Raw genomic sequence first — 9,632 nt, 5'->3', positions numbered from 1 at the left:
CAGGAGCGGCCGCCGGCGGGTGAGGGCACCAATTACCTGATCGTCGGTTCCGACAGCCGCGAGGGCCTGTCCGACCAGGACAAGAAGGACCTGCATGGGGCCGCCGCCGCGAGGTGTGACCGGACTCGTCCGGCCCCGCCCGGCCTCGTCCGATCTCGGGCGATCTCAGGCGATCTCAGGCGATCTCGGCGGCGAGGGTGATCGTCGTCCCGGCGAGCGCCTGGCTGACCGGGCAGTTCTTCTTGGCGTCCTCGGCCGCGGCGACGAAGCCCTCCTCGTCCAGGCCGGGCACCTCGCCCCGGACGGTCAGGTGGATGCCGGTGATGCCCTCGCCGGGCTGGAAGGTCACCTCGGCCTTGGTCTCCAGGCGGGTGGGCGGCGTGCCGGCGCCGGTCAGGCCGTGCGAGAGGGCCATGGAGAAGCAGCTGGAGTGCGCGGCCGCGATCAGCTCCTCGGGGCTGGTCTTGCCGTTGGCCTGCTCGGCGCGCGAGGGCCAGGAGACGGGGTACTCACCGATGCCGGACGACTCGAAGCTGACGACACCGCTGCCCTTGAGCAGTTCGCCTTCCCAGGCGGTGGTCGCGATGCGGTTGGTGGCCACGGGTTCCTCCATGTGAAGAACGGGTCATATAAAGATCGGGGACAACTCCCCGATCATCGTGCCCCCGCCGCTCCGGCCCCGGTTCCGACACGCCCGTTCCAGGCGACCAGCGCCGGGCGTCCGTGCTCGGTGCCGATCCTGCTGACGGTGCCGGTGTCCAGCCGGAACAGCGCGCCGGCCGAGGGCGGCAGCCCGAGCCTACGAGCCGTCAGCACCCGCAGGAAGTGGGCGTGCGCGACCAGGACGACATCGCCGCCGGCGCGGTCCTCGAGCCGGGGTGCGATCCTCGCCAGGACGCGGTCGGCGCGCGCCCCGACCTGCCCGGGCGACTCACCGGGATGCCCGTCCGGGCCGGGCACGACACCGTCGTCGAACAGGAACCAGCCGGGCCGGCTCCGCTGGATCTCGGCCGTGGTGATGCCCTCGTAACCGCCGTAGTCCCACTCGCGCAGGTCGGGCTCGGTGCGTACGTCCTTCAGCCCGGCGAGCTCGGCCGTGCGCGCGGCCCGCGCCATGGGGCTCACGAGCACCAGCCCGATGTCCCGCCCCTCCAGCCACGGCCGCAGCCCCTCCGCCTCGCGCTCACCGCGCTCGGTCAGCGGCTTGTCGGTCCAGCTGGTGTGCCGCCCGTCCCGGCTCCACGCCGTCTCCCCGTGCCGGATCAGCAGCAGCTCACTCATCGCCGTCACGCGCCCCACCCTGCTCCTGCGCCACGGCGGCCCGCACCTCCTCCATGTCCAGCTCCCGGGCCTGCCGGATCACGTCCTCCAGCGCCGCCTCCGGCAACGCCCCGGGCTGCGCGAACACCGCGATGTTCTCCCGCACGATCATCAGCGTGGGAATCGACCGGATCTCGAACGCGGCGGCCAGCTCCGGCTGCGCCTCGGTGTCGACCTTGGCGAACACCAGGTCGTCGTGTTTCCCGGCCGCCCGCTCGAACACGGGCGCGAACTGCCGGCACGGCCCGCACCACTCGGCCCAGAAGTCGATGAGGACGAACCCACCCCCGGACACGACCTCGTCGAAGTTCTCCTTGGTCAGCTCCACGGTGCTGCCGCTCATGCCCGCCCACCCGCTTCCGGGTCTCTCGTCCGTCGGTCCAGTGTGGCCCAAGGGCGGCAACGGGCCGGTACGACGGTGTATTCCGCGCGCTCCCGGGCACCGGTCCACACTGGAAGCGGGAAAGAAGACGGACATGAGGGACCACACCGCCCACCACGCCGGCCCGACCGCCGGCGAACGCGCCGCCCACGGCTCCCCCACCGGGCCCGGCCCGGGCCGGGCGTCCTGGGGCACGGCCGCGCGGGCCACCGCGCACTGCCTGACCGGCTGCGCCATCGGTGAGATCCTCGGCATGGTCATCGGCACGGCCCTGGCCTGGCACAACGCACCCACCATGATCCTGGCCGTCGCCCTGGCGTTCCTCTTCGGCTATTCCTTCACCCTCTACGCCGTGCGCGGGGCCGGCCTGGGCCTGAAGGCCGCCGTCCGCGTCGCACTGGCCGCCGACACCGTCTCGATCGCCCTGATGGAAACGGTCGACAACGCCATCATCGCCCTCGTGCCCGGCGCCCTGGACGCCCACCTCACCGACGCCCTCTTCTGGTACGCGCTCCTGGGCGGCTTCGCCGTCGCCTTCGTCGTCACCACCCCGGTCAACAAGTGGCTGATCGGCCGTGGCAAGGGCCACGCCGTCGCCCACGCCCACCACTGAGCCGCACGACGATCGGCATGCGAGATGTGGATCACATGGTGGCGGTGGTCGCCGTGCGTCCGGCCCCCGACAGCACGACGCCCCGCCCGGCAGAGACCGGTCGGGGCATTGAAACCGCAGGTCGCAACGTTTCTGCACCTACGGCGCGTGAGTGGGGCGGGTGGGACTCGAACCCACGGCCGACGGATTATGAGTCCGCTGCTCTAACCGGCTGAGCTACCGCCCCGTTCACGGCGCGTCGCGCACATCTGTGCGCGCCGTCTGCCGCAGCATAGCCGCTCATACGATCTGCTGCCCCGGAGGGGCCGTATCGTGTGATCGGTCTGACCATGAGGACTTCGATCACGGCGGTTCGGTTCCCTCCGGAATGAAAAAAGGACCCCGGAGGGCCCTCTCTCACTGCTCCCCCGACTGGACTCGAACCAGTAACCTGCCGATTAACAGTCGGCTGCTCTGCCAATTGAGCTACAAGGGACCGCGCTCCCCCGACTGGACTCGAACCAGTAACCTGCCGGTTAACAGCCGGCTGCTCTGCCAATTGAGCTACAGGGGATTGTCGCGTTTGCCTCGAATGCACCCCGGTCCGGTCTCCCGGGCGGCGTGCGCTCGCTGCGACACATACATTAGCGCAAGCAGGGGGGTGCTCCGCCAATCGGTATCCCCCCGGACCCCGGGAGTGACCTTCGGTCCGGCCGGGTAGGCGGCAGCACAGCGGATCCAACGGAAGGATGGGGCGCGATGCGCTACCGGCTGACGTTCATCACCGGCGCGGCTGTCGGGTACGTGCTCGGCGCACGCGCCGGGCGCGAGCGGTACGAGGAGCTGCGCAAGGGAGCGCAGCGGGTGGCACAGAACCCGGCGGTGCGCAACACCGCCGAGACCGCCGCGGTGAACGGCCGGGCGCTGGCCGCCAGGGCCCTCGACAAGGTGGGCGAGCGGCTGCCCGGCTCGGTGACCAGCCGGATCCGGTCCCTGCGGGAGCAGCGGGGGGCCGACGAGGACGACTGGGGCACCAGCAACACCTGACCGGCGGGCGGCCAACGCCCTACCGATGCGGGGCCGGCGCCGATGGTTTGGCATCATCTCGGCATGGGCATAGTCGCCGGGTTGGACAGTTCCTCAGAGAGCACGCGGATCGTCGTGTGCGATACGGACACGGGTGCCGTGCTCCGGCAGGGTTACGCACCCCATCCGCAGTCGTCGCCGGAAGGCGATCCACAGGCGTGGCTGATCTCGCTGGGCGAGGCGGCGACCGGCGGGCTGCTGGAAGGCGTGCAGGCCATCGGCGTCTCCGCGCAGCAGCACGGCCTGCTCACGCTGGACGCGGGCGGCGTGCTCGTACGCCCGGCCCTGCTCGGCAACGACAAGCGGGTGCAGGCCGCGGCGGCCGATCTGACCGACGCGCTGGGCGGCCGGGCCGCCTGGGCCGAGGCGGTCGGGGCGGTGCCGCAGGCGGCGCAGCCGCTGGCGAAGCTGCGCTGGCTGGCCCGCAACGAACCGGAGTCGGCCGCGCGGGTGGCCGCCGTGCTGCAGCCGCACGACTGGCTGGTGTGGCAGCTGCTGGGCCGCCCGGCGCGGTGCACGACGGACCGCGGTGACGCCTCCGGCACGGGCTTCTGGTCGGCTGCCACGGGCAGCTGGCGGCCGGATCTGGTGGAGCTGGCGCTGGGCCGTCAGGCCGCGCTGCCCGAGGTCCTGGGGCCCGCCGAGCCGGCCGGGCACACCCCCGAGGGGCTGCTGATCTCCGTCGGTACGGGCGAGACCATGGCGGCGGCCTTCGGGCTGGGCGTGGGGCTCGGCGACGCGGTGATCTCCATGGGCGCCTCCGGCTCGGTCTTCGCCGTGCACCACTCGGCCCTCGCGGACAGCACGGGCACCATCACCTCCTTCGCCGACGCGACCGGCATGCATCTGCCCGTCGTGCACACGCTCAACGCGGTACGCGTCCTGCGGGGCACGGCCGAGCTGCTGGGCACGGACCTGCCGGGCCTGTCCGACCTCGCCCTGAAGTCCTCCCCCGGCTCCTACGGGCTGGTGCTGCTGCCCTACCTGGAGGGCGAGCGGACCCCGCACCTGCCCCACACGGCGGGCACCCTGGCCGGTCTGCGGCGCGAGAGCATGAAGCCGGAGCACCTGGCGCGGGCGGCCTTCGAAGGCATGCTGTGCGGGCTCACGGACGCCCTGGACGTGCTGCGCGGGCGCGGCGTCGAGGTGCGCCGGGTGTTCCTGCTGGGCGCGGCGGCGGAGCTGCCGGCCGTGCAGGCGATCGCGCCGTCGCTGTTCGGGGCGCAGGTCGTCGTGCCGCAGCCGGCGGACTACGCGGCGCTGGGCGCGGCCCGGCAGGCGGCCTGGTCCCTGGGCGTGCAGCAGGGCGTGCTGTCCCCGCAGCAGCCCCCGCTGTGGCCTGCCGCCGCCAGCCAGGTCTTCGACCCCTCCGGCGATGACCTGGGCGTCGGGCAGGCGGTGCGCCAGCAGTACGTGACCGTGCGCGAGCAGACCCATCCGGGTGCGTTCAACGCGTCCTGAGCGCCTTCGGCGGCGCCTTCAGTCGAGGTAGCCGCGCAGCTGGTCGGCGAAGGCGTGGTCGCGCAGCTTGTTGAGGGTCTTGGACTCGATCTGGCGGATGCGCTCGCGCGTGACGCCGAATATCCGGCCGATCTCCTCCAGCGTGCGCGGCCGGCCGTCGACCAGCCCGTACCTGAGCTGGACGACCTTGCGCTCGCGCTCGCCGAGCGTGGAGAGCACCGCCTCGAGGTGCTCGCGCAGGAGCAGGAAGGCGGCGGACTCCACGGGCGAGGTGGCGTCGCCGTCCTCGATGAGGTCGCCGAGCGCGACGTCGTCCTCCTCGCCGACGGGGGCGTGCAGCGAGACCGGCTCCTGGGCCAGGCGCAGCACTTCGCTGACGCGTTCCTGGGTGAGCTCGAGGTGGGCGGCGACCTCCTCGGCGGTGGGTTCGTAGCCGCGCTCCTGGAGCATGCGGCGCTGCACCCGCACCACGCGGTTGATCAACTCCACGACGTGGACGGGGACCCGGATCGTACGGGCCTGGTCGGCGAGCGCCCGCGACATGGCCTGGCGGATCCACCAGGTGGCGTACGTCGAGAACTTGTAGCCCCGGGCGTAGTCGAATTTCTCAACTGCCCTGATCAGGCCCAGGTTTCCCTCCTGCACGAGGTCGAGCATGGTCAGTCCGCGGCCGATGTAGCGCTTGGCGACGGAGACGACGAGGCGCAGGTTGGCCTCGATGAGGCGGCGTTTGGCCATCCGGCCGAGCACCACCAGGCGGTCGAGGTCGAGGGCGAGCTGGGTGTCGAGGTCGGGGGTGCTGCTCAGCTTCTCCTCGGCGAAGAGCCCGGCTTCGACGCGGCGGGCCAGCTCCACCTCCTCCGCCGCCGACAGCAGCGGAATGCGGCCGATCTCGCGCAGGTACTGGCGGAAGAGATCGGAGGAGGGGCCGCTGGTGTCGGCCTTCACGGCCGGTTCCGGGGCCGCCTCGTCGGCGAAGGCCAGGGTCTCGGACGCGGGCGGCTCGGCCTGCCGCGGCACGCTCGGTGCCGGGTCGGCCAGGGCCTGAGGCAGGGTCGGGGTCCGGGTCTGCACGGGGGCGACCTCCAGGGTGATCGCTGCTGAGGCGGCAGAGCATGCGGCAGAGCATTCGTGGCGCGGTGGCGGCCGGGCCGCCACCCGTGCCGGGGAGCTGGAGCGGCTTCGCGGGGGAATCCGGGTCCGGCAGGCCGGGCCTGCCACGCTCCGAGGACTCAGGCACCGCCCACCAGTGTGGGGTACGACGCGGGCCCGCCACGAGGGGCGTGCGCTCACTTTCTGAGCCCGGACCGTGACCGGCTGCTTACGCGACCGATGCGCGAAGGTGCTTACAGCGCGGCGGCGCCGCGGTCCTTGAGGGACTTGCCGTACTGCTGCAGGACCCACAGCTCGTTCTGTACGGCGGCGAGGTGGTCGGGGGCGGCCTGGGCGCCCAGGCGGATGAGGCCGGCCTGCACCTCCTCGATGCGCCGCTCGACGGCCCGCAGCCGCACGTGCACCAGCTGGGTGCCGGCGTAGGTCTCGTCGACCGTACGGGCGTGGATGGCCTCGACGGCGAGCTCGGTGACCAGGGCGCGGACGGTGTCGTCGGGGGCGGCGTCGCGGACCTTGGCGAGATAGCCGTCGTCGGCGTGGGTGACGCCGCCGGCCTCCTCGATGGCGCGGCGCACCAGCACGTAGGGCGGGGCGGTGAACTCGTCCTCGCCGTAGGCGTCGAAGGCGGGGGCGACCAGCTCGGGGCGCTGCAGGGCGAGCTTGAGCAGCTCGCGCTCGGTGCGGTGGGCGGGGCTGCGGAGGTTGAGCGCGGGGCCGCCGCGGGGGGCGGCCCGGTCGGGCGCCCGGTCGGCCGTGGGCGCCCCCTGCCGGCCGTCCCGGTGCTGGGGACGTCCCTGGTCCTGGCCGGGGCGCCGGCCGCGGTCGCGGGCCCAGCGGGCGAGCTGGCCGACGCGGCGGACGACGAACTGGGTGTCGAGAATGCCGAGCATGCCGGCGAGCTGGACGGCGTACTCGTGCTGGATGGCGCCGTTCTTGATGCCGGCCACGATGGGGGCGGCGGCCTCCAGGGCGGCGGCGCGGCCCTCGGCGGTCTCCAGATTGTGCCGGGCGACGACCTGGCGGATGGCGAAGGCGAACAGCGGGGTGCGGGTCTCGACGAGCGTGCGGACGGCGTCGTCGCCCTCGGCGAGGCGCAGCTCGCAGGGGTCCATGCCGCCGGGGGTGATGGCGATGGAGGTCTCGGCGGCGAACTTCTGGTCGTCCTCGAAGGCGCGCAGGGCGGCCTTCTGGCCGGCGGCGTCGCCGTCGAAGGTGAAGACGACCTCGGAGGCGGCGTTGTCCATCAGCAGCCGGCGCAGGATCTTGATGTGGTCGCCGGCGAAGGCGGTGCCGCAGGTGGCGATGGCGGTGGTGACGCCGGCGAGGTGGCAGGCCATGACGTCGGTGTAGCCCTCGACGACGACGGCGCGGTTGGTCTTGGCGATGTCCTTCTTGGCGAGGTCGATGCCGTACAGGACGTGCGACTTCTTGTAGATCTGCGTTTCGGGGGTGTTGAGGTACTTGGGGCCGTTGTCGTCGTCGCGGAGCTTGCGGGCGCCGAAGCCGATGACCTCGCCGGTGATGTCGCGGATGGGCCACATCAGGCGGCCGCGGAAGCGGTCGATGGGCTTGCCGCTGCGGCTGTCCTGGGCGAGGCCGGACAGGAGCAGCTCCTTGTCGCTGAAGCCCTTGCCGCGCAGGAAGCGGGTGAGGTGGTCCCAGCCGGCGGGGCTGTAGCCGACGCCGAAGTGCTGGGCTGCGGCCTGGTCGAAGCCGCGGTCGGCGAGGAACTTCCGGCCGATCTCGGCCTCGGGGCTGCCGAGCTGGTCGGCGTAGAACTGGGCGGCGATCTTGTGGGCCTCGACGAGGCGGATGCGTTCGCCCTGCTGGCGGCCGGGGGTGTAGCCGCCCTCCTCGTACCGCAGGGTGATGCCGGCCTGGGAGGCGAGGCGCTCGATCGTCTCGGCGAAGGAGAGGTGGTCGATCTTCATGATGAAGTCGACGGTGTCCCCGCCCTCCTGGCAGCCGAAGCAGAAGAAGAGCCCCTTGGCGGGGCTGACCTGGAAGGACGGGGACTTCTCGTCGTGGAAGGGGCACAGGCCCTTGAGGTTTCCGCCGCCCGCGTTGCGCAGCTGGAGGTACTCGGACACGACGGCGTCGATCGGGACCGCGTCCCGGACCGCCCTCACATCGTCATCGTTGATCCTGCCTGCCACGCGTGAATTCTACGGTGGCCCACCGACACTCCCGTCCGCCCCGCGGCCGGGACCGGCACGGTACGGGGCGAAGGGGGCGTGAAAAGTACGTGCTGAGTGAAGGGCGGCCGGGTCAGCCGGCCAGGGAGTCGAGGGGGACGGCCGGGTCGGCGAGGGCGTCGGGGTCGAGGGGGGCGCCGGAGCGGATGAGGCGCTGGATCGGCTCGGTGACGTCCCACACATTGACGTTCATCCCGGCGAGCAGCCGGCCCTCGTGCAGCCAGAAGGCGATGAACTCGCGCTTTCCGACGTCGCCACGGCAGACCACCTGGTCGTAGGAGCCGGGGGGCGCGTAGCCGGAGTACTCCATGCCCACGTCGTACTGGTCGGAGAAGAAGTACGGCACCCGGTCGTAGGAGACCTCCTGGCCCAGCATGGCGCGGGCGGCGGCGGGGCCTTCGCCCCGGGCGTTGGCCCAGTGCTCGACGCGCAGCCGGGTGCCCAGCCAGGGGTGCTCGGCGGCGGCGACGTCGCCGGCGGCGTAGATGTCGGGGTCGGAGGTGCGCAGGGAGGCGTCGACGGCGATGCCGCCGCCGTCGGCGCGGTCGACGAGGGCGAGGCCGGCGGCCTCGGCGAGGGCGGTGCGCGGGGCGGCGCCGATGGCGGCGAGGACGTCGTGGGCGGGGTGTTCCTCGCCGTCGTCGGTGCGGGCGGCCAGCACCATGCCGTCGTGCCCGGCGATGTCGGTGAGGCGGGCGCCGAAGTGGAAGCGGACGCCGTGCTCGGTGTGCAGGTCGGTGAAGAGGGCGCCGAGTTCGGGGCCGAGGACGGTGTGCAGCGGGGTCGGCTCGGGCTCGACGACGGTCACCTCGGCGCCGTAGCCGCGGGCGGCGGCGGCGACCTCCAGGCCGATCCAGCCGGCGCCGGCGATGACGAGGTGGCCGTTGTCGCGGCCGAGGGAGGACAGCACGCCGCGCAGCCGCTCTGCGTGGGCCAGGCGGCGCAGGTGGTGGACGCCGGCCAGGCCGGTGCCGGGGATGTCGAGGCGGCGGGGCTCGGCACCGGTGGCGAGCAGCAGCTTGTCGTAGTGGACGAGGGTGCCGTCGCCCAGCCGCACCGACTTCGCCTCGCGGTCGAGGTGGACGGCGGGCTGGCCGAGGTGGAGCTCGATGTCGGCCTTGGCGTACCAGTCGGGCTTGTGGACGAAGACGCTGTCGCGGGCGTCGCGGCCCGTGAGGTACCCCTTGGACAGCGGCGGCCGCTCGTAGGGGTGCTCGCGTTCGTCACAGATGAGGATCACCCGGCCGGTGAAGCCTTCGTCGCGGAGAGTCTCGGCCGCCTTGGCACCGGCCAGGCCCCCTCCGACGATGACGAACGTCTGGTGTGCGTCCACCACTTGCTGCCTCCTCGCTGCCGCGCAGTCCGTGTCTGCTGACGCGTCTGCGGTTGTCGCCCCCGGTCGGAATGCGCCACTGCCGAGAGTCCCGCACCCGGCGTGCCGCCGGTAGAGGGACTACCCGGCTCCGCCCGCCGCCCGCAAGGG

The 9,632-nt window shown here is 72.6% G+C and carries 9 protein-coding genes and 3 tRNA genes; 3 read left to right on the top strand and 9 right to left on the bottom strand.

The window, feature by feature from the left end:
* Nucleotides 1-175: 175 nt before the first annotated feature.
* Genes ABZ956_RS17915 through trxA form a run of 3 tightly spaced genes read right to left on the bottom strand, consistent with a single transcriptional unit; the run spans nucleotide 176 to nucleotide 1,663 of the window.
* Nucleotides 176-601 carry an OsmC family protein gene (locus ABZ956_RS17915; protein ID WP_361893891.1) on the bottom strand — a complete coding sequence of 142 codons (426 nt, stop codon included), beginning with the start codon at nucleotides 599-601 and terminating at the stop codon, nucleotides 176-178.
* A gap of 53 nt (nucleotides 602-654) precedes the next feature.
* On the bottom strand, nucleotides 655-1,281 hold the full coding sequence (locus tag ABZ956_RS17910) for a histidine phosphatase family protein (protein ID WP_361893934.1): 627 nt from the start codon (nucleotides 1,279-1,281) through the stop codon (nucleotides 655-657).
* Nucleotides 1,274-1,663 carry a thioredoxin gene (gene trxA, locus ABZ956_RS17905; RefSeq protein ID WP_361893888.1) on the bottom strand — a complete coding sequence of 130 codons (390 nt, stop codon included), beginning with the start codon at nucleotides 1,661-1,663 and terminating at the stop codon, nucleotides 1,274-1,276. Before trxA ends, ABZ956_RS17910 begins: the two co-directional genes overlap by 8 nt.
* Nucleotides 1,664-1,796: 133 nt before the next feature.
* On the opposite strand from trxA, the gene ABZ956_RS17900 reads away from it, so the two are divergent.
* Nucleotides 1,797-2,315: a DUF4396 domain-containing protein gene (locus tag ABZ956_RS17900; protein ID WP_361893885.1), complete on the top strand. Its 519-nt coding sequence runs from the start codon at nucleotides 1,797-1,799 to the stop codon at nucleotides 2,313-2,315.
* Between the two features lie 152 nt (nucleotides 2,316-2,467).
* Here the strand turns inward: ABZ956_RS17900 and ABZ956_RS17895 are convergent.
* From ABZ956_RS17895 to ABZ956_RS17885, 3 genes are all read right to left on the bottom strand, one after another.
* Nucleotides 2,468-2,541, bottom strand: a tRNA-Ile gene (locus tag ABZ956_RS17895).
* Between the two features lie 176 nt (nucleotides 2,542-2,717).
* Nucleotides 2,718-2,790 (bottom strand) — tRNA-Asn (locus tag ABZ956_RS17890).
* Nucleotides 2,791-2,795: 5 nt separating this feature from the next.
* Nucleotides 2,796-2,868: transfer RNA gene (locus tag ABZ956_RS17885), tRNA-Asn, on the bottom strand.
* Between the two features lie 185 nt (nucleotides 2,869-3,053).
* On the opposite strand from ABZ956_RS17885, the gene ABZ956_RS17880 reads away from it, so the two are divergent.
* Nucleotides 3,054-3,341: a YtxH domain-containing protein gene (locus tag ABZ956_RS17880; protein ID WP_361893882.1), complete on the top strand. Its 288-nt coding sequence runs from the start codon at nucleotides 3,054-3,056 to the stop codon at nucleotides 3,339-3,341.
* 63 nt (nucleotides 3,342-3,404) lie between these two features.
* Nucleotides 3,405-4,841: an FGGY family carbohydrate kinase gene (locus ABZ956_RS17875; RefSeq protein WP_361893879.1), complete on the top strand. Its 1,437-nt coding sequence runs from the start codon at nucleotides 3,405-3,407 to the stop codon at nucleotides 4,839-4,841.
* 18 nt (nucleotides 4,842-4,859) lie between these two features.
* Here ABZ956_RS17875 and ABZ956_RS17870 read toward each other — a convergent pair whose 3' ends face one another.
* From ABZ956_RS17870 to ABZ956_RS17860, 3 genes are all read right to left on the bottom strand, one after another.
* Nucleotides 4,860-5,999, bottom strand: a complete 1,140-nt coding sequence (locus tag ABZ956_RS17870) for an RNA polymerase sigma factor (protein ID WP_361893876.1) — start codon at nucleotides 5,997-5,999, stop codon at nucleotides 4,860-4,862.
* 188 nt (nucleotides 6,000-6,187) lie between these two features.
* Nucleotides 6,188-8,110, bottom strand: coding sequence for a DNA primase (dnaG, locus tag ABZ956_RS17865; protein ID WP_361893873.1), 1,923 nt, complete (start codon nucleotides 8,108-8,110; stop codon nucleotides 6,188-6,190).
* 112 nt (nucleotides 8,111-8,222) lie between these two features.
* Nucleotides 8,223-9,485 (bottom strand): FAD-dependent oxidoreductase, encoded by a 1,263-nt coding sequence (locus ABZ956_RS17860; protein WP_361893870.1) that lies wholly within the window; start codon nucleotides 9,483-9,485, stop codon nucleotides 8,223-8,225.
* Nucleotides 9,486-9,632: the final 147 nt, after the last annotated feature.

Origin of the sequence: Streptomyces sp. NPDC046261, assembly GCF_040646235.1 — a bacterium.
In the GTDB taxonomy this organism is placed as follows: domain Bacteria; phylum Actinomycetota; class Actinomycetes; order Streptomycetales; family Streptomycetaceae; genus Streptomyces.
This window is presented reverse-complemented; position numbering and strand designations above follow the sequence as displayed.